The sequence below is a fragment of the Streptomyces achromogenes genome, from assembly GCF_030816715.1.
Lineage (GTDB): Bacteria > Actinomycetota > Actinomycetes > Streptomycetales > Streptomycetaceae > Streptomyces > Streptomyces achromogenes_A.
Genome location: NZ_JAUSYH010000001.1, coordinates 4,536,868 through 4,562,068 on the forward strand (window position 1 = coordinate 4,536,868; position 25,201 = coordinate 4,562,068).

Consider the following 25,201-nt stretch of genomic DNA (forward strand, 5'->3'; position numbering starts at 1 on the left):
CCTCTCACGGCTTGCCTACTGCTCACCGCACCGCGAGACGACCTTCTGCTCCTCCTCCGAAAGGCTCGGACCGGGGGTGGGAGTGGGGGTCGCGGGTGCGGACGGGGACGCGGTTGCCGAGGGGCTCGGCGATGCCTTGGACGTGAGGGAGACGGAGGCGGTTCCCGTGGTGGCGCCCCCCTGGCCCTCGGCGGTCTTCGAACCGGTCTTCGAACCGGTCTTGGAACCGGGCTTCGAGGCGGTCTGTGAACCGGTGGCGCCCGCGGCGGTGCCGCCCGCCTGCTTCTTGCACGCGGAAGCCTGGACGGCCAGCTCGTCGATCTTCTTCTGGGCGTTCGGCAGACTGCCCTCGGCGATCGTCGCCTCGACCAGCTTCTGCTGGTACTGCGGGAGGTACTTGAGTTCGATCTCGGGGTGTTCCTTCTCCACCTTCGACAACGACACCCACGCCAGATCCTGGCTGATGCCGCGGTACAGGGCGACGTGCTCGCCGCTGGTGCCGACGTAGTACTGCGTCTGCGTCCAGCGGTAGCCGCCGTACAGACCGCCGCCGATGACGGCGAGCGCGAGCACCCCGTAGAAGGATCTCTTCAGCCACCGGCGGCCCTTGCGCGGCTTGACGAAGTCGTCGTCGGTGTAGTCGCCGAAGCCGTCGGTGGGGATGAAGCCCGTGATGTCGCCGCCGGAGCCGGGCGGGCCGAACTGGCCGCCCCCGCCGTGGCCCTGCTGCCTGCGGCCGAGCCCCGAGGCGCGGCCTGCCGGGGTCTGCATGATGCCGTTGTCGTGCAGCTGGAGCTGGTTCTCTGCGACCGCGCCGACCACGACCGGGGTGTCGGACAGCTGCCCGGCGAGCGTGTCCCCGGTGTCCAGGTCGAGGACGTCGGCGACGATCACCGTGATGTTGTCGGGGCCCCCGCCGCGCAGCGCGAGCTGGATCAGCTCCTGCACGGTCTCCTGCGGGCCCTGGTAGCTGGCGAGGGTGTCCTCGAGCGTCTGGTGGGACACCACGCCGGACAGGCCGTCGGAGCAGATCAGATAGCGGTCGCCGGCCCGCACCTCGCGGATCGACAGGTCCGGCTCCACGTGCTCACCGCTGCCCAGCGCCCGCATCAGCAGCGAACGCTGGGGGTGGGTGGTGGCCTCTTCCTCCGTGATGCGGCCCTCGTCGACCAGACGCTGCACCCAGGTGTGGTCTTGCGTGATCTGCGTCAGCACGCCGTCCCGCAGCAGGTACGCGCGCGAGTCGCCGACGTGGACGAGACCGAGACGCTGACCGGTCCACAGCAGGGCGGTGAGCGTGGTGCCCATGCCCTCGAGCTGGGGGTCCTCCTCGACCAGCGAGCGCAGCTGGTCGTTGGCCCGCTGGACGGCCGTGCCGAGCGAGGTCAGGACGTCGGAGCCGGGCACGTCGTCGTCGAGGGCGACGATGGTGGAGATGGCCTCAGAGGAGGCGACCTCACCGGCGGCGGCGCCGCCCATGCCGTCGGCGATGGCGAGCAGTCGCGGACCGGCGTAACCGGAGTCCTCGTTGCCCTCCCGGATCATGCCCTTGTGCGATCCGGCGGCGAAACGCAGTGACAGACTCATGCGCACCTCGCCCGTCGGCTCCGGGTACAGCCGGTCGTGTCGAGCCACACTGCCCACCCTCCGGTCGGGAGCACACCGGGGCCCTGAGTGCCGGCCGCCGCCGTGTGCTCGCTCCGCTCGCGCTCACTCATGATGCAGCACTACTTCCGAAGCTCGATGACGGTCTTGCCGATACGGATCGGCGCGCCCAGCGGAATCGGTGTGGGAGTCGTCAGCCGCGATCGGTCGAGGTACGTGCCGTTGGTGGAGCCCAGGTCCTCGACGATCCACTGGCCGTCGCGGTCCGGATAGATCCTGGCATGGCGGCTGGAGGCGTAGTCGTCGTCCAGCACGATCGTGCTGTCGTGCGCCCGGCCCAGCGTGATGGTCTGGCCCTGGAGCGCGACGGTCGTGCCGGTGAGGATGCCCTCGGACACCACCAGCTTCGTCGGTGCGTTGCGACGCGTGCGGCCCGCGGCGGCGGGCTGCTGGCGCTGCTGCGGTGGCGCCTGCTGGCGCTGGGCCTGCTGTTGCGCCCGCCCGGCCTCCCGGCGCGAACCGCGCTGGGTGACACGCGTACCGAACAGGTCGCTGCGGATGACCTGCACGGCCACGATCACGAACAGCCACAGTACGGCCAGGAAACCCAGCCGCATGACCGTGAGGGTCAGCTCTGACATTGCCCCCGCTTCACCCTTCGGCTTGCCGGTAAATGATGGTGGTGCTGCCCACGACGATCCGCGAGCCGTCGCGGAGCGTAGCGCGGGTGGTGTGCTGCCCGTCCACCACGATGCCGTTGGTGGAGCCGAGATCCTGGATCGTCGAGGGCGAACCGGTCCGGATCTCGCAGTGCCGGCGGGAGACGCCGGGGTCGTCGATCCGCACGTCGGCCTCGGTGCTGCGGCCCAGCACGAGCGTCGCGCGGGAGATCTGGTGGCGTGCGCCGTTGATCTCGATCCAGTGGCGGGTGCGTGACCCGGGCTGCGGAGCCCCGGCCAGGCCGCCGCCTGCCGCGCCGGGACGCTGTGCGCCGGCGGCGGGCGGGTAGCCGTAGCCGCCGGGACGGGCTCCGGGAGCGCCGGGCGGCGGTGCGGAGGGCATCGGCGGAGCGCCTGCCGCGCCGGCGCCGGGATAGGCGGCGCCGCCCGGTCCGCCGGAGCGCTGTCGGCCGCCGGCGGCCGGCTCTGCCGGCGCCTGGCTGCTGGACGAGGCGAGCGTACGGCTGCGCACCCGGTACAGACCCGTGTCGAGGTCGTCCGCCTTCTCCAGGTTGACCTTGATCGGCCCCATGAAGGTGTAGCGCTGCTGCTTGGCGTAGTCGCGCACCATGCCGGCCAGCTCGTCGCCGAGCTGGCCGGAGTAGGGGCTGAGCCGCTCGTAGTCCGGCGTGCTCAGCTCCACGATGAAGTCGTTGGGGACGACCGTGCGGTCCCGGTTCCAGATCGTGGCGTTGTTGTCGCACTCGCGCTGGAGAGCGCCGGCGATCTCGACGGGCTGGACCTCGGACTTGAAGACCTTGGCGAAGGTGCCGTTGACCAGACCCTCGAGACGCTGCTCGAACTTCTTCAGAACTCCCATGGGGCACCTCCTCCGTCGTGGCTGCTGTCCCGTGCCGTACTGCTTGCCTGGTTTGTTCGCCTGGTGCTGCTTACCTGTACTGCTTACTGATCGTATCCACGCGCCGGTGAATCGGCTGGTTCCCCCTGTCGGCCCCGTCGACAGGTGTCGAGGGCCCGCTTCCGCACCTGCTGCACAGGCTCGCTTCTGTCCAGGATCGTAGAGGCGGCCCGGGACCAGTGTCCCGCACCTGACTGTGCTCCTCGTCCGGCTCCTGGGGAGACGGCCGCCATAGGTACGAGGTTGATACGTGAACCAGTCCTTGCGGAGACGTACGCGATCGCACGGGGTCGCCCGACGGTCTCCCACCTGCTCCCTGCCCGCCCGGAAGGGATGTGAACGCACCCTGGCGCGCGTGCTAATGTTCTGCATGTCGGAAGGCGACAGGCCGAAAAGCCCACAAACCCGAAGACACACCCAATGCGCGGGTGGCGGAATAGGCAGACGCGCTGGATTCAGGTTCCAGTGCCCGCAAGGGCGTGGGGGTTCAACTCCCCCCTCGCGCACCAGCCGAAAGTCCCGCAGGTCTCAGACCTGCGGGACTTTCGCGTTTCTCCGGGCCCGACGGTTGAGAGGGTCGAGCCGGAGACTGCGGGGCGAGTCAGTGGCCGCTCACCGTGTGTGATGAACGTCTCAGGGGTGCGGCGGGTGGGGAGTGGGGCGGGAGCCGGCTCCGCCGGTCTCTCCGAAGGCCTCCGCCGGTCTCCGCAGGCTCCTCGCGGCGCGGTCTCGGGCACAGCCGCGGGCGCGGTCTCGGGCACAGCCGCGGGCGAAAAGCGGAGAGTGTTTCACGTGAAACGTGCCGGTTGTCGGCGGGTGTCCCCCGGTGTCCGTCGCAGGGCAGTTGTCCACAATCTCGAAGTTGTCCACAAGGTCTGACGACTTTCAGCCAGCGGCTGTACGGTCTGCACAAGTTGATGTTCGCCTCGTCGGGCTCGTCACAGAGCTGCTGGGCGTATGGGTGCGGGGGAGGCGGTCATGATGACCGGGACCGGTGGTGCAGAGACCGGAACGAGCGGGACGCGCGGCAGGACCGGGGCAAGCGGGACGACCGGGAGGACCGGGATGACCCCGACGAGTGAAACGGTCGGAGCACGCAGGATCCCCCGGGTGCGTGGGTTCGCCGAATGGGCCGGTGTGCGCCGAGGCGAGCGGTCCGACGTACGGCCCGGCGAAGGGGAAGGCCCCAAGGAGTCGGGCAGGGCACTGCGCGGCATGGTGCCGCGGTCGGCGCACGCCGGGCTCGACCTGGACGCCGCCCGGCCGGACGCCGTGGCCGCGGTCGAGGAGTCCAACCGAGGCCGCATCGCCGAGCTGACGCCCATAAGAGTCGGTCGGATGGCCGCCACACCGTTCGCGTTCCTGCGGGGCTCCGCGGGACTCATGGCGTACGACCTGGCCCGCACCCCGATGACCGGGATCCGCGCTCAGATCTGCGGAGACGCCCACGCCGCCAACTTCGGTCTGTACGGCGACGCACGGGGCGGACTGGTCATCGACCTGAACGACTTCGACGAGACCGTCGACGGCCCCTGGGAGTGGGACCTCAAGCGCCTCGCCGCCTCCCTCGTGCTGGCGGGCCGTGAGGCCGGCGCGGACGAGGACACCTGCCGCAGGGCGGCGCACGGCGCGGCCGGTTCCTACCGCCGCACCATGCGGCTCCTGGCCAAGCTGCCCGTGCTGGACGCCTGGAACGCCATCGCCGACGAAGAGCTCGTCTCGCACGCCGATGCCCACGACCTGCTGGGCACCCTGGAACGGGTGTCGGAGAAGGCGCGGGCCAACACCAGCGGGCGGTTCGCCGCCAAGTCGACCGAACCGACGGAGGACGGCGGCCGGCGCTTCGTCGACGCGGCGCCGGTGCTGCGCCGGGTCCCGGACGCCGAGGCCGCGGCGGTGGCCGCGTCCCTGGAGCACTACCTGACCACCCTGTCCGAGGACCGCCATCCTCTCCTCGCTCGTCACTCGATCCACGACGTGGCCTTCCGCATCGTGGGCACGGGCAGCGTGGGGACGAGGTCCTACGTGGTGCTGCTGCTCGATCACCGCGGCGAGCCCCTGGTCCTCCAGGTGAAGGAGGCCCGCGCCTCGGCGCTCGTTCCGCACCTGCGGACCGCCGGCTTCGAGACGCCGGAGGTGGACCACGAGGGCCGCCGGGTGGTGATCGGCCAGAAGCGCATGCAGGTCGTCAGCGATGTCCTGCTGGGCTGGACGACCGTCGAGGAACGCCCCTTCCAGGTACGGCAGTTCCGCAACCGCAAGGGGAGCGTGGACCCGGCCGCCCTCGCCGCCGACCAGATCGACGACTACGGCCGCATGACCGGCGCGCTGCTGGCCCGCGCCCACTCCCACAGTGCCGACCCGCGCGTCGTCGCCGGCTACTGCGGCAAGAACGAGGAGCTCGACGAGGCGATCGCCGGGTTCGCCCTCGCCTACGCCGACCGAACCGAGGCGGACCACACGGAACTCGTCGCGGCGGTACGGGCGGGGCGGATCGCGGCCGAGACGGGGGTGTGACACGGCACAGTGCGGTGGGGCACGGCATCGTGGAGTGTTTCGTGTTTCGTGCTTCGTGCTTAGTGCTTCGGGGGAGGGGACCCCGCCAGGACGCCGGCGGTGGTTCTTCGTGGTCGGTGTGCGCCGACGCTCCGTGGGGCTTGGCCTAGGCTGGTCGGGTGACGACCCCCGAAGCTGAGCAGCCCCGGCCCGAGGCGCGGCTGGAGCAGGCCGTGCGGGCCGCCGAGCAGGCGTTGATCGAGTTCGAGATCGCGGTGGAGACCTTCCGCGTCGAGGTCGAGAACTTCTCGCGGCTCCACCACCAGAAACTCGGCCCGATGTACGCCCGGCTCGACGAGTTGGACGCGCAGATCGCCGAGGCCCGTGCCGCCCGTACCGGCGACCCCGAGGATCTGCGCAAGGCCGCAGAGGCCCGCGCCCGGGTGCTGCCGATGCCGGGGGTCGAGGAACTGTTCCACGGCTGGATGGACGGCGAGGGACTGTTCCCGGAGGCCGCGGCGATGCTGACGGACCGGTCGGTCCGGCCTCCGGAGCGGGTGCGGCCCAGCGAGGAGGCCCGCAAGCTGTACCGCGAGCTGGCTCGCAAGGCGCACCCGGATCTGGCGCAGGAGGACGCGGAGCGGGCCCGGCGTGAGGAGTTCATCACTCGCGTGAACGCGGCGTACGCCCGTGGTGACGAGGTGCTGTTGCGTGAGCTGGCGGAGGAGTGGGCGGCCGGCCCGGCGCCGGCCGAGCGCAGCCCGAGCCCCAGCGAGGAGCTCTACGCCCGTCTCGAGTGGCTGGCCCAGCGCAAGGAGATGCTGACGCTGGTGGCCAGGGAGCTGGAGGACAGTGCGATCGGCTCGATGCTGCGGATGGCTCCGGACGACCCCGACACCCTTCTGGACGAGATCGCCGAGAAGCTGCTCGCCGATGTCGCCGCCCGTGAGGACGAGCTGGCCGAGCTGGTCGGCTAGATCCGGTTGCGGGTAGCGTCGGGGCATGAGTTTCGGAGCTGGTGTGCCCACGGTCGAGGTCGGGGACCTCAAGGACGACGACTTCCTGGTGGACGTCCGGGAGGACGACGAGTGGCAGGCGGGTCATGCCGAGGGGGCGCTGCACATTCCCATCAGCGAGTTCGTGGCCCGTTACGGCGAGCTGACCGAGGCCGCCCCCCAGGATGGGCGGGTGCATGTCATCTGCCGTTCCGGCGGCCGTTCGGCGCAGGTGACCATGTATCTCGTGCAGCAGGGCATCGACGCGGTGAACGTGGACGGCGGCATGCAGGTGTGGGCGGCCGTGGGACGTCCGGTCGTCACCGACGAGGGCGAGCAGGGTTTCGTCCTGTAGCCGGCGTTTCCGGGCTCTCGGCGCACTCGTCGTGTAGCGGTCAGGCGAGAGGGTGGGCGGCCAGGAGGTCGCCCAGGGCCTCCTCGTGGGCCGCGGCCGGGCCGAGTGAGAGCTCCAGGTGTTTCGCCCAGGCGTGGTAGCGGTGCAGGGGGTAGTCGACGTCGGCGCCGAAGCCTCCGTGCAGGTGCTGGGCGGTCTGCACGATCCGGCGTACGCCCTCCGAGGCCCAGATCTTGGCCAGGGCGACGTCTCCGGAGGCGGGCAGTGCGCCGGGTGTTCCCGAGGCGATCCGCCAGGCGGCCTGCCACAGGGTGACCTCCATCGCGCGCAGGTCGATGTAGCGGTCGGCAGCCTGGACGGCGACCGCCTGGAAGCTGGCGATCGGGTGCCCGAACTGCTCGCGTTTGCCGGCGTAGTCGCTGGTCATGGCCAGGACGCGGTCGCCGAGGCCGAGGGCCAGCGCGCAGGTGCCGGTGGCCAGCAGCGACCGAAGCCAGTCCCAGGCGCCGTCGGCGGTGATGACGTCGCGGCCCGGGATCCGCGCGGACTCCAGCCGCAGTTGCGCGAGCCGCTCGCCGGTGGTGGAGAACTGCGGGGCGAGTGCGACGCCCTCCTGTCCGCGAGCGACCACGGCGAGGACGCTGCGCCCGTCGGCGGTGTGTGCCGGTACGAGGATGTGGTCGGCCTCGTAGGCCCAGGGCACGGCTGTCTGTACGCCGTCCAGCACCCAGGTTCCGCCGCTTCCGGCGTCGTTGGCGGGCGCGCCGTCCGGGTCGTCCTGGCGGGCGGTGACGGCGAGTTCGGCGGCGTCGTGGCCGGTGCGGCCGCTCGCGGCGACGGTCAGCACGGTCTCGCCCCGGCCGGCGCGGGCGAGCAGGGCGGCCCTCAGCTCCGGTCCACCGTAGGCCTGTACGGTCGCGGCGGCCGCGCTGTTCTCGAGCAGCGGTACTCGCGCGAGCACTGCGCCCGCCTCGCGCAGAACCAGGCACAGGGCGACCGCGTCCAGGCCTGCCCCGCCGGACGTCTCGTCGAGCAGCAGGCTCAGCAGGCCTGCCGCGGCGAGCTTGTTCCACAGGTCGCGGTCGAGGTCGTCGGCGACGGCGGCGCCCTGGGTGAGCGCGGGGCTCGGCACGCCGTCGGGGGCGACCCCGGCGAAGACCCCGCGGGCCGCCTCGGCCGCGGCCTGCTGCTCCTCGGTCAAGGTGAAGTCCACGGCCGGTCCTCCCGACGGGTCAGCCGATCTGACAGGGGCTGCCAGATCTGACGGAGCGTCAAGATAGAACAGGTTCCAGGAGAAGGGAACAGCAGCCGGGGCCCGAGAGGCCCCGCGGCTCAGCGGTCGAAGTCCACCTCCACCGCCTCGGTCAGCGGATGCGACTGGCACGCCAGCACATAGCCGGCCTCCGTCTCCTCCGGCTCCAGTGCGAAGTTGCGGTCCATGCGCACCTCGCCGCCGACGAGGAAGGCCCGGCAGGTCCCGCACACTCCGCCCTTGCAGGCGTAGGGCGCGTCGGGCCGGTTGCGCAGCACGGTCTCCAGGACCGACTCGCCGTCGCGCACCGGCCAGTTGCCGCCCCGGCCGTCGAGACGGGCGGTCACGGTGGCGTGCGCGGGCGCGGTCGGGTGCACGGTGGGCGCCGCGCCGTCCACGTGGAAGATCTCCTCGTGGATCCGGGTGCGGCCGACCCCGAGCTCTCTCAGTGTCCGTTCGGCGCCCTGCACCAGTCCGTACGGGCCGCACAGGAACCATCCCGCCACGTCCGTCACCGGCAGCAGCGCCGGCAGCAGGGTGGTCAGCCGGTCCTGGTCCAGTCGTCCGGAGGGCAGCCCCGCCTGCTGTTCCTCGCGGGAGAGAACCGTGACCAGGTGCAGTCGCTCCGGGTACCGGTCCTTCAGGTCGGCGACCTCCTCCAGGAACATCGTCGAGGCGGCCGTGCGGTCGCTGCGGATCAGGCAGAACCGGGCGCGGGGCTCGCGGGCCAGCAGGGTGGAGACGATCGACAGGACCGGTGTGATGCCGCTGCCGCCGACGATCGCGGCGTAGAGGCCGGGGGCCGGGGCGAGGGTGAACCGCCCGGCCGGCGTCATCACCTCGAGTTCGTCCCCGACGTTGATCTCTTTCAGCGCATAGGTGGAGAACGCTCCGCCCTCGACCAGTCGCACGCCCACGCGGAGCGTGGCCGGTCCCTCGCCGGCGGCGTCGGGCGCGGGCGAGCAGATCGAGTACGTCCGCCGGATCTCGGCTCCGTCGGCCAGGCGGCGCAGGGCGAGGTGCTGTCCGGGCGTGTGCCGGTACTCCTCGCGCAGCTCGTCGGGGACGGAGAGCGTGAGGGCGACGGAGTCGTCGGTCAGCCGGTCCACCGCGGCCACGGGGAGCCGGTGGAAGCGGGCCATCACAACTCCTTGAAGTGGTCGAAGGGTTCGCGGCAGGCCAGGCAGCGGCGCAGCGCCTTGCACGCGGTGGAGGAGAACCGGCTGAGCAGTTCGGTGTCGGCGGAGCCGCAGTGGGGGCAGTGCACCGGTTCCGGTTCGGAGGTCGCGGCCGGAGCCCGGAGGGCACGGGTCGGCCCGAGCGCCAGGGGTACGGGTCCCTGCTCGCGCACGGCGCGGGGCGGGGCTATGCCGAACTCCCGGAGTTTGCGACGTCCTTCGGCGGTGATGTCGTCGGTGGACCAGGCGGGCGTGAGGACGGTGCGCACCGTCACCTCACGCATGCCGTGTTCGTGCAGCGTGCGTCGGATGTCCAGGGCCATGGCCTCGACGGCCGGACAGCCGGTGTACGTGGGGGTCAGTTCGACCTCGACGGTGCCCGCGCCGTGGACGTGGACGGCGCGTACGACGCCCAGCTCCTGGAGGGTGAGCACCGGGAGCTCGGGGTCGGGGACCGAACCGGCGATCTCGAGGAGTTCCGCCTCCAGCGCGGTGGCCGTCGTCACCACGACGCCCCCGGGTGGCTGCGGTGCAGGTGCTGCATCTCGGCGAGCATCGGCCCGAAGGGCTCGGTGTGCAGTCCCTCGCGGCCGGCGCCGGCGCTCCAGGCACCGGTGCGCGCCCCCTCCGGGACGCTCAGGCCGGCCCGCCCCAGTACCTCCCGCACCGACTCCAGCCAGGCCGATTCCAGGCCTGCCCGGTCGAGCTCGAGGCCGTGCACGGGGTGGAACATCTCTCCGGTGAAACGCCACAGCGCCGTGCACGCACGCTGCATCCGTTCGTGGCTGACGTCGGTGCCGTCGCCGAGGCGCAGGGTCCACTGTTCGGCGTGGTCGCGGTGGTAGGCGACCTCCTTGACGGCCTTCGCCGCGAGGCCGGCGAACGGGCTGGTCCCGGCTGCCAGTTGCGCGTACAGCAGATGCTGGTAGGTGGAGAAGTACAGCTGGCGGGCGATGGTGTGGGCGAAGTCGCCGTTGGGCTGTTCGACCAACTGGACGTTGCGGAAGGCGCGTTCCTCGCGCAGGTAGGCCAGCTCGTCCTCGTCGCCGGCCATCGAGAGCAGGATCCTGGCCTGGCCGAGCAGGTCGAGCGCGATGTTGGCGAGGGCGACCTCCTCCTCCAGTACGGGCGCGTGGCCCATCCACTCCCCCAGGCGGTGGGAGAGCACCAGGGCGTCGTCCCCGAGGGCGAGGGCGGCGGTGCGCGTGTCGGCGTCGGTGGCGGCGGTGTCGTTGCGGGTGCCGACGTCGCCGTGGACGTGCGCGGTCGTGGTTTCGGACGTGGTCACAGGTGCTTCACCCCCTCCGGGATCTCGTAGAACGTCGGGTGCCGGTACGGCTTGTCGGCGGACGGTTCGAAGAACGGGTCCTTCTCGTCGGGCGAGGACGCGGTGACCGCCGAGGACGGCACGACCCAGATCGAGACGCCCTCACCGCGCCGGGTGTACAGGTCGCGGGCGTTGCGCAGGGCGAACTCCGCGTCCGGCGCGTGCAGGCTGCCGGCGTGGGTGTGGGAGAGGCCGCGCCGGGAGCGCACGAAGACCTCCCACAGGGGCCAGTCGGTGTGGGTCATGCCTGCTCCGCTTCCGTCGTCCGGGGAAGGCGTTTGGCCGCGTGGGCCGCGGCCGCCTCCCGTACCCACGCGCCCTCGTCGTGGGCGCGCCTGCGTTGGGTGATGCGCTGCTCGTTGCAGGGGCCGTTGCCCTTGAGGACTTCCTTGAACTCGGTCCAGTCGATGGGACCGAAGTCGTAGTGCCCGCGTTCCTCGTTCCACTTCAGGTCCGGGTCCGGGAGGGTGAGGCCGAGCGACTCGGCCTGGGGGACGCAGATGTCGACGAAGCGCCGGCGCAGTTCGTCGTTGGAGTGGCGTTTGATCTTCCAGGCCATCGACTGCGCGGAGTGCGCGGACTCGTCGTCGGGCGGGCCGAACATCATGAGCGACGGCCACCACCAGCGGTCGACGGCGTCCTGCGCCATCGCGTGCTGCTCCTCGGTGCCGCGGCTCAGGGCGAGCAGCAGCTCGTACCCCTGGCGCTGGTGGAAGGACTCCTCCTTGCACACGCGGACCATCGCGCGCGCGTACGGGCCGTAGGAGCAGCGGCACAGGGGGACCTGGTTGGTGATCGCCGCGCCGTCCACCAGCCAGCCGATCGCGCCGACGTCCGCCCAGGTCAGCGTGGGGTAGTTGAAGATCGACGAGTACTTCTGGCGGCCGGTGTGGAGTTTGTCGAGGAGGTCGTCGCGGCTGGCGCCGAGGGTTTCGGCCGCGCTGTAGAGGTAGAGCCCGTGGCCCGCCTCGTCCTGGACCTTCGCCATGAGGATGGCCTTGCGGCGCAGGGAGGGGGCGCGGGTGATCCAGTTGGCCTCCGGCTGCATGCCGATGATCTCGGAGTGGGCGTGCTGGGCGATCTGACGTACCAGCGTCGCCCGGTAGGCGTCGGGCATCCAGTCGCGTGGCTCGATGCGTTCGTCCGCGGCCACGGTGGCGTCGAAGAGGCGCTCGTACGCCTCGAGCGCCGTGTCGTCGGACGCCCCGCCGCCTTGCCGCGAGGCGTCTTCCTCCGTGCGGGCCGTCTGGTGGGCGGCTGCTGTCGCCATGCGGTCCCCCTTGACCTCGGGCCTCGGCTGCGCGCCGTGGCCTCGGCTCTGCCCGAGCCTTCTCCCGACCGATCGTTCGGTCCGTGCGATTCCATGGTGGGACGGCCGTCGTATGGTGTCAACCGCTGTGGATAACCTGCGGGCGTTCTCTGCGGAGGATCCGCCCCGCCGCCCGGCCGGGGTCCGGGCACTGCGGGGGAGGGCTGGGCCGGACGGGTGAGGCTGGGTACCGTTCGCGATTGCGCGACGCAGCGCGCGAAGAGGACCGGTATCGGGGAACGGGGCGGAATGGACGCGTACGACGGAGGCTCAGGCGCTCCACGGCGGGCGGACACGTCAGGCGGACCGACCTCGGCGGAGGGACCGGGCCTGTCGGAGGGTGCGGCGGCCCTGCCGGACGGCCCTGGTTCCTCAGCCGGGCCGTACACATCGGGCGGGGCGGACCCTTCCGGCCTCCGGCACACGCCGGGCGGGGCGGACCCCTCGGGCGGGGCGACTTCGTCAGGCGGGCCGGAGGCGGAGTCGTCGCTGGTCAAAGGCGCCGTGCCCGCGCCGCGCGCCGAACTCCGGGGCTCCGAGTCGGTCCGAAGTGCGGCGGCCGCCGACGAGCCGACCTCCGGCCTCGGTGCCGACGCCGACCCCGACCTAGGCCCGGACGCTGACCCCGACCTCGGCCCGGACGCCGACCGGGACTCCGAATCCAGCCCGGACCCAGGCCTTCCCACGGGCCCCGGCCCCGGCCCCGGCCCCGGACCCGGCCCCGGACCGGAACCCGGCCCGGAGCTCGACTCCGCGACAGCGTTCCGTCACCTCCCGCCCCGTACCGGTGTGGCCGCGCTTTCGCCGCGTTACCAGGTGGGCGCCGCGCTGGCGCTGGCCGTCGTCGCGGTCGCCGTGTGCGTGCACGTCGGGATGGTGTTCCTGCACGTCGCGCCGTCGAACACCGTCACGAAGGCGCACGGCGAGGCGATCGACGACTGGATCTACCCGGAGTTCGAACAGAACTGGAAGCTGTTCGCGCCGAATCCGTTGCAGCAGAACATCGCCGTCCAGGTGCGGGCCCAGATCCGCGGCGGGGACGGCGGGTCGCGGACCACGGGCTGGTACGACCTGTCCGCGCAGGACGGCCGGAACATCGACGGCAACCTGGTGCCGAGTCATACGCAGCAGAACGAGTTGCGCCGCGCCTGGGACTTCTTCACCGCCACGCACGACAGCTCCGCCCGGCCGGTCGGCCTGCGCGGCGCCCTCGCCGAGACGTATCTGCGCCGGATCGTGGTGATGCGGCTGGAGCGCGGCGCGGTCGACGAAGGCGGTGTCGTGGAGCGGGTGCAGGTCCGCTCGCGGACCACCAATGTGCCCCCTCCGAAGTGGAGCACCGACAAGGTGTCGACGAGTCCGGTGTACCGCGTGCTGTCCTGGTGGTCCGTGCCGGACGGCGCGACCGGGGGAGGCACGAGGTGAACCGGTTCTCCCTCTCGGTGTCCGCCGCCATCGCCCGTCTCACCGAGTCGGCGCTCGGGCCGTATCAGAGCGCCGTGGTCCGGATCGGCTTCAGCGGTACCTGGCTGCTGTTCCTGCTGCGGGAGTTCCCGCACCGCCAGGAGCTGTACGGCCCCGACGGTCCGTGGGACTGGGAGCTCGCCCGGCAGCTGATCGACAGCAACGGCGCGTTCACCGTCCTGATGTGGTCGCCAGGCCAGGCCTGGTTCGAGGCCGTGTACGCGCTCGCGCTGGTCGCCGCCGCGCTGCTGCTGCTGGGCTGGCGGACGCGCGCGATGTCGGTGCTGTTCATGGTCGGCGTGCTCTCGCTGCAGAACCGCAGCGTCTTCATGGGCGACGGCGGCGACAACGTCCTGCACCTGATGTCGATCTACCTGATGTTCATGCGCTGCGGTCAGGTGTGGTCGCTGGACGCCCGGCGGGCGCCGCGTGAGCAGGAGGCACGCGCGCGGGGTGAACGGGTCACGGACCGGGTCGGTCCCGTCCTGTGGGCGGCGTCGGGGATCGTGCTGGTCACGGTGACGGTGGCGGACCGATTCCACAGTGAGTGGACCATTCCCGCGCTGCTGTGGGCGGCGTGGGCCGCGCAGGGTCTGTGGTGGGTCGCCGGACGCTTCGGGAGGTCGGCGCAGCCGCGGATCCTGCTCGACGTGATCGGCAACGTCCTGCACAACGGCGCCCTGGTCGTGATCATGGTCGAGGCCTGTCTGATCTACGCGACGGCCGGCTGGTACAAGATCCAGGGCTCGCGCTGGCAGGACGGCACCGCCGCCTACTACCCCCTGCACCTGGACTACTTCTCGCCCTGGCCCGCGCTCGCCGATCTGCTGGCCGCCAGCGGCACGATGGTCCTGCTCGCGACGTACGGGACCGTCATCGTGCAGGTGGCCTTCCCGTTCACCCTGTTCAACCGGCGGCTGAAGAACGTGCTGCTGGCGCTGATGATCGCGGAGCACACGGTGATCGCGGTCCTGCTCGGCCTGCCGTTCTTCTCGCTTGCGATGATCGCGACGGACTCCGTCTTCCTGCCGACGCCGTTTCTGCACCGGGTCGGCGGATGGGCGGCACGCGCGCGTGAGGCGCTGCTCCCGGACCGCGGGCAGCCGGGCGCCGACGGCGCGCGGACGGAGGAGGCCGAGCCGCGGGCGTCGGGGGACCCGGGCCGACCGGACGCCCTGGACCAACCGGACGGCCCGGACTCCGAGCACGCACCATCGGCTTCCACGCCGGGCACGCGCGCGTAGGGCCCACACGGGCGCGGCGCGCAGGGGCCCACGCGTTGGCCACGTGGCACGGCAGGGGGCGCGCCAGGTGGTTGCGGCGCAGGTCTTGCGCCGTGTGGGCCCACGTAGGGTTCACCGCATGCCCGACCCCGTGACCGCAGGTCTCGACCCGCTCGACCCGCTCGGCAGGTGGCGCCGGCTCGCCGACGGCGCTGTGCTGCTCGACGGCTTCCACGCCCTCAAGCACGCCGTGCGCTTCGGCGCGGAGGTCCCGGTGGCGGTCGCCGTCGACCGGCGGGCCGCGCTCGCCCTGGCCGGGGAACTCGCTCCCGACGTGCGTGCGGCGCTGGACGGGCTGCTGACGGAGGTCACGGAGGCGACGTACGCCTCCCTGGTGCCGCGTCCGCATCCGACCGCGGTCGCCGCCCTGGCCGTCCGGCCCTCGCGCGAGGCCCATCTGGACCGGCTCCGGCAGGCGTCCCGCACCACCCCGGTCGTGGTGCTGGACAACCCGCGCAACCTGGGCAACGCGGGGGCGGTGATCCGGCTCGCGGCCGGATTCGGGGCGACCGGGGTGGTCACCACCGGCACGCTCGACCCGTGGCATCCGACCGTCGTGCGCGGCGGCGCGGGGCTGCACTTCGCGACGGCCGTGGAGCGGCTGACGGTCGACGAGCTGCCGGCCGGCCCGGTGTTCGCGCTCGACCCGGAGGGGGACGACATCCGGGGCGTGGAGCTCCCGGACGACGCCCTCCTCGCGTTCGGCTCGGAGCGCAGCGGACTCTCCCCCGAACTGCGCGCGCGGGCCGGCCGTCTGCTCGCCCTGCCGATGCGCCCCCAGGTCTCCAGCTACAACCTCGCGACCAGTGTGGCCATGACGCTGTACCACTGGAGCGCCGCCGGGGGCGCATCGCACTACCTCCAGGGATCCCCTAGATGATCGATTCCAGGGGCTCAGTGGTCGTGGGCGGTCAGTGAGCGTAGGACGGGCTGTCGGTGTGGTCGTTGTGCAGATCGCGGCGGTCAGCGCGAGGATGCGCTGCATGACGCGGGCCATCACGCCGCCGGGCGTGCGCCCTCGGTGCTGTGCGAGGTCGAGTTGGCCCTTGAAGGTCTCGTTGACCGACTCGATGACCTGTCGCAACGGTTTGAACAGGGGGGCTCCGGGCCGTTCCGGCCCCCCTTTGTGGGCCGGCCGCATTGGGCGAGATACGGAGACGCCTTCAGCAGGTCGTCGGTCTTCACATGGTGTGCGGTTGCGAGGTGTCCGACTCTGGCTTCACACACCGACGTTGGACACCCTCGCCGCGTGCGCGCAGCCAATCCGTCCGAATTGATCAGTCGGCGACGACCCCGGTGTTCTGGCAGGCGGTCAGCAGCCAGCGGCCGTCGTCCTGCTTGGTCATCACATACAGCGGGGCGCCCTCGCTCTCGTCGTCCGAACTCAGGTAGCGCTGACGAACCTTGACCGCCGCGACATCGGGGCGGATGAAGAGCACATGGACCACCTCATAGCTGACCTTGCCGTCCCAGTTGGCCGCGGGGAGCACCTTGCGGGTGAACTCCGAGATCGCGTCGAGACCGATGAGGACCTTGCCGTGGGCCGTCGTCCAGACCGCGTCGGGGTGGAAGAGGGCGAGGAATTCGTCGGGGTCCTTGTGCTGCTGAGAGTGCTCAACGGTGGCAACGACCTGCTTGACGGCTTCGATGTCTGCGGCGTACGCCGTGGATTCCGTGGTCATGTGGACCATGCTGCAACCTCAAGCACAGTTGAGATCAAGAGAGTTATCGGTCCAAGGGATCGGCTGCGCGCATTCGGTGAGGGTGTCCACTTGACGTCCACCGACCCCCTTGGAATCGATCATCCAGGGAGCCTCGGCCCCGTAGCGCCCCCGGTGTTGCCAGGGGGCGCCCCGAGCGCCTGCCAGGGCAGGTCCTGGTTTCCCGTCCGGGCTTCTAGGCGTCCCGGCGGACCTCGACGACGCGGAAGCGGTTCGCGACGAAGGCGCCGTCGGTGAGGGCCGCGTTGGCCGCCGGGTTGCCGCCCGAGCCGTGGAAGTCGGAGAACGCGGCCGTCTGGTTGACGTAGACGCCGCCGGTGAGGTTCAGGGAGAGCTGGGCGGCCTCGTCCAGACAGACCTCCTGGACCGCCTGCTCGACCTGGTCGTCGGTGGTGTACGCGCCGACCGTCATCGCGCCCTTCTCCCGCACGGTGCGCCGCAGCAGGTCCACCGCGTCGGCCGCGGAGTCGACCGCGACGGCGAAGGAGACGGGGCCGAAGCACTCGCTCATGTAGGCGGCCTCGTCGTCCGGCTTGGCTCCGTCCAGCTTGACGATCACCGGGGTGCGCACGATCGCGTCCGGGAACTCCGGGTTGGCGATCTCGCGGGAGGCGAGGGCGACCTCGCCGAGGCCCGCCGCGGCTTCCAGACGGGCCTTGACGTCGGGGTTGACGATCGCGCCGAGCAGGGCGTTCGCGCGTGCGTCGTCGCCGAGGAGACCGTCGACCGAGCGGGCGAGGTCGGCGACGACCTCGTCGTAGGTCTTCGGGCCCTCGTCGGTGCGGATGCCGTCCCGGGGGATCAGCAGGTTCTGCGGGGTGGTGCACATCTGGCCGCTGTACAGGGACAGCGAGAACGCCAGGTTGGCGAGCATGCCCCGGTAGTTCGCGGTGGACTCCACGAGCACCGTGTTGACGCCGGCCTTCTCGGTGTAGACCTGCGCCTGGCGGGCGTTGGCCTCCAGCCAGTCGCCGAAGGCGGTCGAGCCGGTGTAGTCGACGATCCGGATCTCGGGGCGGGTGGCCAGTGTCTTGGCGATGCCCTCGCCGGGGCGCTCGGCGGCCAGCGCGACCAGGTTCGGGTCGAAGCCGGCCGCGGCGAGCACCTCGCGCGCGACGCCCACGGTCAGCGCGAGCGGCAGCACCGCGCGCGGGTGGGGCTTGACCAGGACCGCGTTGCCGGTGGCCAGCGAGGCGAACAGGCCCGGGTAGCCGTTCCACGTCGGGAAGGTGTTGCAGCCGATGAGCAGGGCGACCCCGCGCGGGACGGGGGTGAAGCTCTTGGTCATCGCGAGCGGGTCGCGCTTGCCCTGGGGCTTGCTCCACTCCGCCGTGCCGGGGGTGCGGACCTGCTCGGCGTAGGCGTAGGCCACGGCTTCCAGGCCGCGGTCCTGGGCGTGCGGGCCGCCGGCCTGGAAAGCCATCATGAAGGCCTGTCCGGACGTGTGCATGACGGCGTGCGCGAACTCGTGGGTGCGGTCGCTGATCCGCTTGAGGATCTCCAGGCAGACCACCGCGCGGATCTCCGCGCCCGCGTCCCGCCAGGCGCGCTGTCCGGCGCGCATCGCGGGCAGCAGCGTGTCCACGTCCGCGTGCGGGTAGGACACGCCGAGTTCGGGGCCGTACGGCGAGACCTCGCCGCCCACCCAGCCGTCGGTGCCGGGCTGGCCGAGGTCGAGGCGGGTGTTCAGGACGGCGTCGAAGGCGGCCTTTCCGGCTGCCGCGTCCAGGCTGCCGTTCTCCCCGTAGGCCTTGGGGTGTTCCGGGTGGGGGGACCAGTACGCGCGTGTGCGGATCGCTTCCAGGGCCTGGTCGAGGGTGGGCCGGTGCTGGGCGATCAGAGCGTGCGCGGTCGGTTCGGCGGCGGCCATGCGGGACCAACTCCTCGTCTTGAGAACTCTCCGTCGAGCTCATGACCTGGCGGAAACCTGGGCAGGAACAGCCAGTCACGGCTAGAGTAACCGAACGATCGGTCGGGACAAGGGGGCCTGCCGCATCTGTGGAAATCCCCGTGCGGGAGGATCGCGCACATGACAGGACTCGACCCCAGCAGCGCCGTCGCCGTCGTCGGCACCGGCACCATGGGCCAGGGCATCGCCCAGGTCGCCCTGGTCGCGGGACACCCCGTGCGGCTGTACGACGCCGTTCCCGGCCGTGCCCGCGAGGCGGCCGCCGCGATCGCCGCCCGCCTGGACCGGCTCGTCGAGAAGGACCGTCTAGCCGCCGCGGACCGGGACGAGGCACGCGCCCGGCTGCGGCCCGCGGAGGGCGTCGCCGACCTCGCGGACTGCTCCCTCGTCGTGGAGGCCGTCGTCGAGCGGCTGGACGTCAAGCAGGAGCTGTTCCGCCAGCTGGAGGACGTGGTCGGCGAGGACTGCCTGCTCGCCACCAACACCTCCTCCCTGTCGGTGACCGCGGTCGCGGGCGCCCTGCGCAACCCGGGGCGCTTCGTCGGGCTGCACTTCTTCAACCCGGCGCCGCTGCTGCCGCTGGTCGAGGTCGTCTCCGGGTACGCCACCGACGTCACCTCCGCCACGCGCGCGTACGAGACCGCCCGCGCCTGGGGGAAGACGCCGGTGGCCTGCGCCGACACCCCCGGGTTCATCGTCAACCGCATCGCCCGGCCCTTCTACGCCGAGGCGTTCGCCGTCTACGAGGCGCAGGGCGCCGACCCGGCCACCATCGACGCGGTCCTGCGCGAGTCGGGCGGCTTCCGGATGGGCGCTTTCGAACTGACCGACCTGATCGGCCAGGACGTCAACGAGTCGGTCACGCACTCCGTGTGGCAGTCCTTCTTCCAGGACGTGCGCTTCACGCCCTCGCTGGCCCAGCGGCGCCTGGTCGAGTCGGGCCGCCTCGGCCGCAAGAGCGGCCAGGGCTGGTACGACTACCGGGAGGGCGCCGAGCCGGCCGAGCCGCACACCGCGGAGAAGGCCCGGCCGCCCGCGTACGTCGTCGCCGAGGGCAACCTGGGCCCCGCGTCGGAGCTGCTCGCGCTGATCCGGGAGGCGGGCATCCAGGTCCGCGAGGAGGACGAGGACCACGGCACCCGCCTGGTGCTGCCCGGCGGCGGCCAGCTCGCCCTCGCCGACGGCCAGACCTCCGTGGAGTTCCGCGACGTCGTCTACTTCGACCTCGCCCTGGACTACCGCAAGGCCACCCGCGTCGCCCTGGCCTCCTCCCAGGACACCTCTCCGCAGACCATGAACGAGGCCGTCGGCCTGTTCCAGGCGCTCGGCAAGGACGTCAGCGTCATCGGGGACGTCCCCGGCATGATCGTCGCCCGTACGGTCGCCCGGATCGTCGACCTCGCGCACGACGCGGTCGCCAAGGGCGTCGCCACCGAGGAGGACGTCGACACCGCGATGCGCCTCGGCGTGAACTACCCCCTCGGCCCCTTCGAGTGGAGCCGCCGGCTCGGCCGCACCTGGGCCTGCGCCCTCCTCGACGACCTCCACGAACGCGACCCCTCCGGGCGTTACGCGCCGTCCCTCGCGCTCTACCGGCACTCCTATGCCACCGAGAAGCGGGAGGGCGCCTCGTGACCACCGCCAAGCGCGACACGTACACCCCGGAGAGCCTGCTCTCCGTCGCCGTCCAGGTCTTCAACGAGCGCGGCTACGACGGCACCTCCATGGAGCACCTCTCCAGAGCGGCCGGCATCTCCAAGTCGTCGATCTACCATCACGTCGCCGGCAAGGAGGAACTGCTGCGGCGTGCCGTCAGCCGCGCGCTGGACGGACTGTTCGGGATCCTCGACGAGGAGCACGCGCGCGGGGGGCACGCCTCGGAGCGCCTCGAGTACGTCGTGCGGCGCATGGTCGAGGTGCTCATCGGCGAACTGCCGTACGTGACGCTGCTGCTGCGGGTGCGCGGCAACACCGACACCGAGCGGTGGGCCCTGGAGCGGCGCCGGGACTTCGACCACCGGGTCGCCGAGCTGCTGAGGGCGGCCGCGGCCGAGGGCGACGTGCGCGGCGACATGGAGGTGCGGCTCGCGACCCGCCTGGTCTTCGGGATGATCAACTCGATCGTCGAGTGGTACCGGCCCGGCGGCCGGGGGATGGTCGAGAGCGAGGTGGCGGACGCGGTGGTGCGGCTCGTCTTCGAGGGGCTGCGCACGGCCCGCTAGGGCGGGCTCAGTCCTGGCCAGGCCTCAGCCCTGGGGCTCCAGGTCCTCCTCCTCGAACACCAGCAGGGTGCGTGTGCTGAGCACCTCGGGGATGGCCTGGAGACGGGTGAGGACCACCTCGCGCAGCGCCCGGTTGTCGGGTGTGTGCACCAGGAGCAGGACGTCGAAGTCGCCCCCGACGAGCGCGATGTGAGAGGCGCCGGGCAGCCGTCTGAGCTGCTCGCGCACGGTCCGCCAGGAGTTCTGCACGATCGTCAGGGTGATGTAGGCGCTCGTGCCCTGGCCCGCTCGCTCGTGGTCGACGCGGGCGCCGAAGCCGCGGATGACACCGTCCTCGATGAGCCGGTTGATCCGCGCGTAGGCGTTGGCCCGGGAGACGTGGACCCGTTCGGCGACCGAGCGTATGGAGGCGCGGCCGTCCGCCTGGAGCATCTGCAGGATGTCCTGGTCGATGGCGTCGAGCGGACGCGGCGGCGGCAGCGGGACCCCGGCCCCGGCCGACGGCGGAGAACCGGCGCCGACGGACGGCTGGGGGCCGGCCGACGCCTGGGGGCCGGCCGACGCCTGGGGGCTGCCCGGTGCGGAACCGCCCGGCGGCTGAGGGCTGCCCGACCCGGAACCGCCCGGCGGAAGCGCGGCACCGGGATCCGGCCCTTCGGCCATTTGTTCAGGTGCCATGTCCCCCCGCCTCTCCCGTATGGACGTACTGCACCCATCTCAGGCTGTGGAGAACCGTTTGTCCACAGCCTGAGGGGCCCTGTAGCCAAAATGTGCCGACGACCGAACAATCGGTAGGTGAGGCGCATCACAACCGACGCGCCGCCCGTAGCCACTCCTCCGAGGAGGTGCCGTCATGACGGTCATGGAGCAGCGGGGCGCGTACCGGCCGACTCCGCCGCCGGCCTGGCAGCCCCGTACCGATCCCGCGCCGCTGCTGCCCGACGCGGAGCCGTACCGCGTTCTCGGCACCGAGGCGGCCGCACAGGCCGACCCGGAGCTGCTGCGCCGGCTGTACGCGCAGCTGGTGCGTGGTCGCCGGTACAACGTCCAGGCCACCGCCCTCACCAAGCAGGGCAGGCTCGCCGTCTACCCGTCCAGCACCGGCCAGGAGGCGTGCGAGGTCGCCGCCGCGCTCGTCCTGCAGGAGCGGGACTGGCTCTTCCCCAGCTACCGCGACACCCTCGCCGTCGTCGCACGCGGGGTGGACCCCGTCGAGGCCCTCACCCTGCTGCGCGGCGACTGGCACACCGGCTACGACCCCCACGAGCACCGGGTGGCGCCGCTGTGCACCCCGCTCGCCACCCAGCTCCCGCACGCCGTGGGCCTCGCGCACGCCGCCCGCCTCAAGGGCGACGACGTGGTCGCGCTCGCCCTGGTGGGCGACGGCGGCACCAGCGAGGGCGACTTCCACGAGGCGCTGAACTTCGCCGCCGTCTGGCAGGCGCCGGTCGTCTTCCTCGTGCAGAACAACGGCTTCGCGATCTCCGTGCCGCTCGCCAAGCAGACCGCCGCCCCGTCGCTGGCCCACAAGGCCGTCGGATACGGCATGCCGGGCCGGCTGGTCGACGGCAACGACGCGGCAGCCGTGCACGAGGTGCTGGCCGACGCCGTGCGCCGCGCGCGCGAAGGCGGCGGCCCGACCCTCGTGGAGGCGGTGACGTACCGCATCGACGCGCACACCAACGCCGACGACGCCACCCGCTACCGCGCCGACGCCGAGGTCGAGACCTGGCGTGAGCACGACCCGATCGAGCTGCTCGAGCGTGAAATGAACGCGCGCGGGCTGCTCGACGAGGACACGCGGCGCACCGTGCGGGAGGCCGCCGAGGAGATGGCCGCCGACCTGCGCGCCCGGATGAACCAGGACGCGGTCCTCGACCCGATGGACCTGTTCTCCCACGTGTACGCCGAACCCACCCCGCAGCTGCGCGAGCAGCAGGCGCTCCTGCGGGCCGAGCTCGAGGCCGAGCAGGAAGGCGCGCACTGATGACGACGGTCGCCCTCAAGCCCGCCACCATGGCGCAGGCCCTGACGCGTGCGCTCCGTGACGCGATGGCCGCCGACCCGACCGTGCACGTCCTGGGCGAGGACGTGGGCGCCCTCGGCGGGGTCTTCCGGGTCACCGACGGGCTCGCGAAGGAGTTCGGCGAGGACCGCTGCACGGACACCCCGCTCGCCGAGGCCGGCATCCTCGGCACCGCCGTCGGCATGGCCATGTACGGGCTGCGCCCGGTCGTGGAGATGCAGTTCGACGCCTTCGCCTATCCGGCGTTCGAGCAGCTCATCAGCCATGTCGCGCGCATGCGCAACCGCACCCGCGGCCGGATGCCGCTGCCGATCACCGTCCGCGTGCCCTACGGCGGCGGCATCGGCGGCGTCGAGCACCACAGCGACTCCTCCGAGGCGTACTACATCGCGACCCCGGGCCTGCACGTCGTCACGCCCGCCACGGTCGCCGACGCCTACGGTCTGCTGCGCGCCGCCATCGCCTCCGACGACCCGGTCGTCTTCCTCGAACCCAAGCGCCTGTACTGGTCCAAGGACTCCTGGAACCCGCAGGAACCGCAGTCCGTCGAGCCGATCGGCCGCGCGGTCGTACGGCGGCCGGGCCGCAGCGCGACCCTGATCACGTACGGGCCGTCGGTGCCGGTCTGCCTCGAGGCCGCCGAGGCGGCGCGGGCCGAGGGCTGGGACCTCGAGGTCGTCGATCTGCGCTCCCTGGTGCCCTTCGACGACGAGACGGTCGCCGCGTCGGTGCGGCGCACCGGCCGCGCGGTCGTCGTCCACGAGTCGGGCTCCTTCGGCGGCCCGGGCGGAGAGATCGCGGCCCGCGTCACCGAGCGCTGCTTCCACCACCTGGAGGCGCCGGTGCTGCGCGTCGCCGGGTTCGACCTGCCGTATCCGCCGCCGATGCTGGAGCGCCACCACCTGCCCGGCGTCGACCGCATCCTGGACGCCGTGGCGCGGCTGCAGTGGGAGGCCGGGAACTGATGGCACAGGTGCTGGAGTTCAAGCTGCCCGACCTCGGAGAAGGGCTCACCGAGGCGGAGATCGTCCGTTGGCTGGTCCAGGTCGGCGACGTGGTCGCCGTCGACCAGCCGGTCGTCGAGGTCGAGACGGCCAAGGCGATGGTCGAGGTGCCCTGCCCCTACGGCGGCGTGGTCACGGCCCGCTTCGGCGAGGAGGGCACGGAACTGCCCGTCGGCGCGCCGCTGATCACGGTCGCGGTCGGCGCCCCCGCGTCCGGCGACGCGCTCGGACCCGCCGGCCCGGCCGGACGGGGTGGGCCGGACGGGCCGGCCGAGGGCTCGGGCAACGTGCTGGTGGGGTACGGCACGTCCGAGGCCCCGGCACGGCGCAGGCGGGTACGGCCGGTCCAGCCGGCTTCGCCGACCGCGTCCGCGGCGACCGGGCCGGCCGCCGCCGCGGAGGCGGCGCACGCCCCCGCCCGGGCCGCGACGGATAGGGTTCCGGCGGCGGTGCCGCGCGCCCTGACCGACGCCGCTCCGGCTCCCGCGGGCGCGCCGGTCGAGGCCGGTGCCGTCGGCGCACCGCACACGGCGTCCGACGGCCCCGTCCCCGTGATCTCTCCGCTGGTGCGGCGCCTCGCGCGGGAGAACGGCCTGGATCTGCGACAGCTCACCGGTTCCGGACCCGAGGGGCTGATCCTGCGGGCCGATGTGGAGAACGCCCTGCGCGCTTCTGCCGCACCGGTCGGCTCCCGGGCCGCGCGGCCCGAGCCGGACACCGTCGTGACGCCCGTTCCGGGCGCCGCCGCCGACGGCCGCCGCATCCCCCTCAAGGGCGTCCGGGGCGCCGTCGCCGACAAACTCTCCCGCAGCCGGCGCGAGATCCCCGACGCCACCTGCTGGGTGGACGCCGACGCGACGGAACTGATGCGCGCCCGCGCCGCCATGAACGCGGCCGGCGGACCGAAGATCTCGCTCCTCGCGCTGCTCGCCCGGATCTGCACCGCGGCCCTGGCCCGGTTCCCCGAGCTCAACTCCAGCGTCGACACGGAGGCCCGCGAGATCGTCCGGTTCGACCACGTCCATCTCGGATTCGCCGCGCAGACCGAGCGCGGACTCGTCGTCCCGGTCGTCCGCGACGCGCACGCCCGCGACGCCGAGGGCCTCACCGCGGAGTTCGCCCGGCTCACCGAGGCCGGCCGTGCCGGACGTCTGACTCCGGGCGACCTGACCGGCGGCACCTTCACGCTGAACAACTACGGCGTGTTCGGCGTCGACGGATCCACGCCGATCGTGAACCACCCCGAGGCGGCCATGCTCGGCGTCGGCCGGATCGTGCCCAAGCCATGGGTGCACGAGGGCGAACTGGCCGTGCGTCAGGTCGTCCAGCTCTCGCTCACCTTCGACCACCGGGTGTGCGACGGAGGCACGGCGGGCGGTTTCCTGCGCCACGTGGCGGACTGCGTGGAGCAGCCGGCGGTGCTGCTGCGCAAGCTGTGAGCCCGGACGGGCCCGTGCGCTCCCGGTGATCCAGAGGG

23 protein-coding genes, 1 tRNA gene and 1 pseudogene are annotated in these 25,201 nt (G+C 72.1%); 12 read left to right on the forward strand and 13 right to left on the reverse strand.

The window, feature by feature from the left end:
* Positions 1–15: 15 nt before the first annotated feature.
* The 3 genes from QF032_RS20365 to QF032_RS20375 all read right to left on the reverse strand — a co-directional run bounded on the left by QF032_RS20365 (position 16) and on the right by QF032_RS20375 (position 3,144).
* Positions 16–1,587, reverse strand: a complete 1,572-nt coding sequence (locus QF032_RS20365; protein WP_307060316.1) for a Stp1/IreP family PP2C-type Ser/Thr phosphatase — start codon at positions 1,585–1,587, stop codon at positions 16–18.
* 140 nt (positions 1,588–1,727) lie between these two features.
* Complete coding sequence (locus QF032_RS20370) at positions 1,728–2,246, reverse strand: FHA domain-containing protein FhaB/FipA (protein WP_057576678.1); 519 nt, start codon at positions 2,244–2,246, stop codon at positions 1,728–1,730.
* A gap of 10 nt (positions 2,247–2,256) precedes the next feature.
* The gene (locus QF032_RS20375) at positions 2,257–3,144 is read right to left on the reverse strand and encodes an FhaA domain-containing protein (RefSeq protein ID WP_307044543.1); all 888 of its coding nucleotides are present in this window, start codon (positions 3,142–3,144) and stop codon (positions 2,257–2,259) included.
* Between the two features lie 461 nt (positions 3,145–3,605).
* On the opposite strand from QF032_RS20375, the gene QF032_RS20380 reads away from it, so the two are divergent.
* From QF032_RS20380 to QF032_RS20395, 4 genes are all read left to right on the forward strand, one after another.
* Positions 3,606–3,692, forward strand: a tRNA-Leu gene (locus tag QF032_RS20380).
* A gap of 556 nt (positions 3,693–4,248) precedes the next feature.
* Positions 4,249–5,700, forward strand: coding sequence for a DUF2252 domain-containing protein (locus tag QF032_RS20385; protein WP_307056946.1), 1,452 nt, complete (start codon positions 4,249–4,251; stop codon positions 5,698–5,700).
* Between the two features lie 158 nt (positions 5,701–5,858).
* Positions 5,859–6,656: a J domain-containing protein gene (locus QF032_RS20390; protein WP_057578079.1), complete on the forward strand. Its 798-nt coding sequence runs from the start codon at positions 5,859–5,861 to the stop codon at positions 6,654–6,656.
* 43 nt (positions 6,657–6,699) lie between these two features.
* Positions 6,700–7,029 (forward strand): rhodanese-like domain-containing protein, encoded by a 330-nt coding sequence (locus QF032_RS20395; protein WP_306956014.1) that lies wholly within the window; start codon positions 6,700–6,702, stop codon positions 7,027–7,029.
* Between the two features lie 40 nt (positions 7,030–7,069).
* Here the strand turns inward: QF032_RS20395 and QF032_RS20400 are convergent, their stop codons facing one another.
* The 6 genes from QF032_RS20400 to paaA all read right to left on the reverse strand — a co-directional run bounded on the left by QF032_RS20400 (position 7,070) and on the right by paaA (position 12,056).
* On the reverse strand, positions 7,070–8,242 hold the full coding sequence (locus QF032_RS20400; protein WP_307056948.1) for an acyl-CoA dehydrogenase family protein: 1,173 nt from the start codon (positions 8,240–8,242) through the stop codon (positions 7,070–7,072).
* 119 nt (positions 8,243–8,361) lie between these two features.
* Positions 8,362–9,423, reverse strand: coding sequence for a 2Fe-2S iron-sulfur cluster-binding protein (locus QF032_RS20405; RefSeq protein ID WP_307056950.1), 1,062 nt, complete (start codon positions 9,421–9,423; stop codon positions 8,362–8,364).
* On the reverse strand, positions 9,423–9,965 hold the full coding sequence (gene paaD / locus QF032_RS20410; RefSeq protein WP_307044552.1) for a 1,2-phenylacetyl-CoA epoxidase subunit PaaD: 543 nt from the start codon (positions 9,963–9,965) through the stop codon (positions 9,423–9,425). The genes QF032_RS20405 and paaD overlap by 1 nt, the downstream gene beginning before the upstream one ends.
* Complete coding sequence (gene paaC, locus QF032_RS20415; protein ID WP_307050198.1) at positions 9,962–10,630, reverse strand: 1,2-phenylacetyl-CoA epoxidase subunit PaaC; 669 nt, start codon at positions 10,628–10,630, stop codon at positions 9,962–9,964. The genes paaD and paaC overlap by 4 nt, the downstream gene beginning before the upstream one ends.
* A gap of 113 nt (positions 10,631–10,743) precedes the next feature.
* Positions 10,744–11,031, reverse strand: coding sequence for a 1,2-phenylacetyl-CoA epoxidase subunit PaaB (gene paaB, locus QF032_RS20420; RefSeq protein ID WP_307044554.1), 288 nt, complete (start codon positions 11,029–11,031; stop codon positions 10,744–10,746).
* Positions 11,028–12,056 carry a 1,2-phenylacetyl-CoA epoxidase subunit PaaA gene (gene paaA / locus QF032_RS20425; protein WP_307056952.1) on the reverse strand — a complete coding sequence of 343 codons (1,029 nt, stop codon included), beginning with the start codon at positions 12,054–12,056 and terminating at the stop codon, positions 11,028–11,030. The genes paaB and paaA overlap by 4 nt, the downstream gene beginning before the upstream one ends.
* A 543-nt stretch (positions 12,057–12,599) precedes the next feature.
* Here paaA and QF032_RS20430 point away from each other — a divergent pair.
* From QF032_RS20430 to QF032_RS20440, 3 genes are all read left to right on the forward strand, one after another.
* Positions 12,600–13,520, forward strand: a complete 921-nt coding sequence (locus QF032_RS20430; protein ID WP_307056954.1) for a DUF5819 family protein — start codon at positions 12,600–12,602, stop codon at positions 13,518–13,520.
* Entirely contained in the window at positions 13,517–14,803 is a 1,287-nt protein-coding gene (locus QF032_RS20435) for an HTTM domain-containing protein (RefSeq protein WP_307056956.1), read from the forward strand. Before QF032_RS20430 ends, QF032_RS20435 begins: the two co-directional genes overlap by 4 nt.
* A 118-nt stretch (positions 14,804–14,921) precedes the next feature.
* Positions 14,922–15,722, forward strand: a complete 801-nt coding sequence (locus QF032_RS20440) for a TrmH family RNA methyltransferase (protein WP_307056958.1) — start codon at positions 14,922–14,924, stop codon at positions 15,720–15,722.
* 14 nt (positions 15,723–15,736) lie between these two features.
* On the opposite strand, the pseudogene QF032_RS20445 reads toward QF032_RS20440, so the two are convergent.
* From QF032_RS20445 to paaN, 3 genes and pseudogenes are all read right to left on the reverse strand, one after another.
* A pseudogene (locus QF032_RS20445) lies at positions 15,737–15,989 on the reverse strand (IS982 family transposase); the annotation flags it as partial.
* A gap of 130 nt (positions 15,990–16,119) precedes the next feature.
* Positions 16,120–16,533: an SgcJ/EcaC family oxidoreductase gene (locus tag QF032_RS20450; RefSeq protein WP_373430359.1), complete on the reverse strand. Its 414-nt coding sequence runs from the start codon at positions 16,531–16,533 to the stop codon at positions 16,120–16,122.
* Positions 16,534–16,738: 205 nt separating this feature from the next.
* On the reverse strand, positions 16,739–18,433 hold the full coding sequence (paaN, locus tag QF032_RS20455; RefSeq protein WP_307044565.1) for a phenylacetic acid degradation protein PaaN: 1,695 nt from the start codon (positions 18,431–18,433) through the stop codon (positions 16,739–16,741).
* A gap of 159 nt (positions 18,434–18,592) precedes the next feature.
* Here paaN and QF032_RS20460 point away from each other — a divergent pair, with 159 nt between their 5' ends.
* Both QF032_RS20460 and QF032_RS20465 read left to right on the forward strand, forming a co-directional pair.
* Positions 18,593–20,107, forward strand: coding sequence for a 3-hydroxyacyl-CoA dehydrogenase (locus QF032_RS20460; protein WP_307056961.1), 1,515 nt, complete (start codon positions 18,593–18,595; stop codon positions 20,105–20,107).
* Positions 20,104–20,694, forward strand: coding sequence for a TetR/AcrR family transcriptional regulator (locus QF032_RS20465; protein WP_307056963.1), 591 nt, complete (start codon positions 20,104–20,106; stop codon positions 20,692–20,694). Before QF032_RS20460 ends, QF032_RS20465 begins: the two co-directional genes overlap by 4 nt.
* Before the next feature lie 24 nt (positions 20,695–20,718).
* Here QF032_RS20465 and QF032_RS20470 read toward each other — a convergent pair whose 3' ends face one another.
* The gene (locus QF032_RS20470; protein WP_307060318.1) at positions 20,719–21,357 is read right to left on the reverse strand and encodes an Lrp/AsnC family transcriptional regulator; all 639 of its coding nucleotides are present in this window, start codon (positions 21,355–21,357) and stop codon (positions 20,719–20,721) included.
* A 190-nt stretch (positions 21,358–21,547) separates the two neighbouring features.
* Between QF032_RS20470 and pdhA the strand changes: the two genes are divergently transcribed.
* Genes pdhA through QF032_RS20485 form a run of 3 tightly spaced genes read left to right on the forward strand, consistent with a single transcriptional unit; the run spans position 21,548 to position 25,163 of the window.
* The gene (pdhA, locus tag QF032_RS20475; RefSeq protein WP_307044570.1) at positions 21,548–22,681 is read left to right on the forward strand and encodes a pyruvate dehydrogenase (acetyl-transferring) E1 component subunit alpha; all 1,134 of its coding nucleotides are present in this window, start codon (positions 21,548–21,550) and stop codon (positions 22,679–22,681) included.
* Positions 22,681–23,685 (forward strand): alpha-ketoacid dehydrogenase subunit beta, encoded by a 1,005-nt coding sequence (locus QF032_RS20480; protein WP_306950518.1) that lies wholly within the window; start codon positions 22,681–22,683, stop codon positions 23,683–23,685. The genes pdhA and QF032_RS20480 overlap by 1 nt, the downstream gene beginning before the upstream one ends.
* Positions 23,685–25,163 (forward strand): dihydrolipoamide acetyltransferase family protein, encoded by a 1,479-nt coding sequence (locus QF032_RS20485; RefSeq protein WP_307056965.1) that lies wholly within the window; start codon positions 23,685–23,687, stop codon positions 25,161–25,163. The genes QF032_RS20480 and QF032_RS20485 overlap by 1 nt, the downstream gene beginning before the upstream one ends.
* The last annotated feature ends 38 nt before the right edge of the window (positions 25,164–25,201 follow it).

Bases quoted from the DNA above. Each gene is read 5' to 3' on its own strand.
- paaA (WP_307056952.1), bottom strand. From the start codon at position 12,056: ATGGCGACAGCAGCCGCCCACCAGACGGCCCGCACGGAGGAAGACGCC.
- QF032_RS20480 (WP_306950518.1), top strand. From the start codon at position 22,681: ATGACGACGGTCGCCCTCAAGCCCGCCACCATGGCGCAGGCCCTGACG.
- paaB (WP_307044554.1), bottom strand. From the start codon at position 11,031: ATGACCCACACCGACTGGCCCCTGTGGGAGGTCTTCGTGCGCTCCCGG.
- QF032_RS20440 (WP_307056958.1), top strand. From the start codon at position 14,922: ATGCCCGACCCCGTGACCGCAGGTCTCGACCCGCTCGACCCGCTCGGC.
- QF032_RS20370 (WP_057576678.1), bottom strand. From the start codon at position 2,246: ATGTCAGAGCTGACCCTCACGGTCATGCGGCTGGGTTTCCTGGCCGTA.
- QF032_RS20470 (WP_307060318.1), bottom strand. From the start codon at position 21,357: ATGGCCGAAGGGCCGGATCCCGGTGCCGCGCTTCCGCCGGGCGGTTCC.
- QF032_RS20485 (WP_307056965.1), top strand. From the start codon at position 23,685: ATGGCACAGGTGCTGGAGTTCAAGCTGCCCGACCTCGGAGAAGGGCTC.
- QF032_RS20450 (WP_373430359.1), bottom strand. From the start codon at position 16,533: ATGGTCCACATGACCACGGAATCCACGGCGTACGCCGCAGACATCGAA.
- QF032_RS20460 (WP_307056961.1), top strand. From the start codon at position 18,593: ATGACAGGACTCGACCCCAGCAGCGCCGTCGCCGTCGTCGGCACCGGC.
- QF032_RS20385 (WP_307056946.1), top strand. From the start codon at position 4,249: ATGACCCCGACGAGTGAAACGGTCGGAGCACGCAGGATCCCCCGGGTG.
- paaN (WP_307044565.1), bottom strand. From the start codon at position 18,433: ATGGCCGCCGCCGAACCGACCGCGCACGCTCTGATCGCCCAGCACCGG.
- QF032_RS20405 (WP_307056950.1), bottom strand. From the start codon at position 9,423: ATGGCCCGCTTCCACCGGCTCCCCGTGGCCGCGGTGGACCGGCTGACC.
- QF032_RS20365 (WP_307060316.1), bottom strand. From the start codon at position 1,587: ATGAGTCTGTCACTGCGTTTCGCCGCCGGATCGCACAAGGGCATGATC.
- QF032_RS20375 (WP_307044543.1), bottom strand. From the start codon at position 3,144: ATGGGAGTTCTGAAGAAGTTCGAGCAGCGTCTCGAGGGTCTGGTCAAC.
- pdhA (WP_307044570.1), top strand. From the start codon at position 21,548: ATGACGGTCATGGAGCAGCGGGGCGCGTACCGGCCGACTCCGCCGCCG.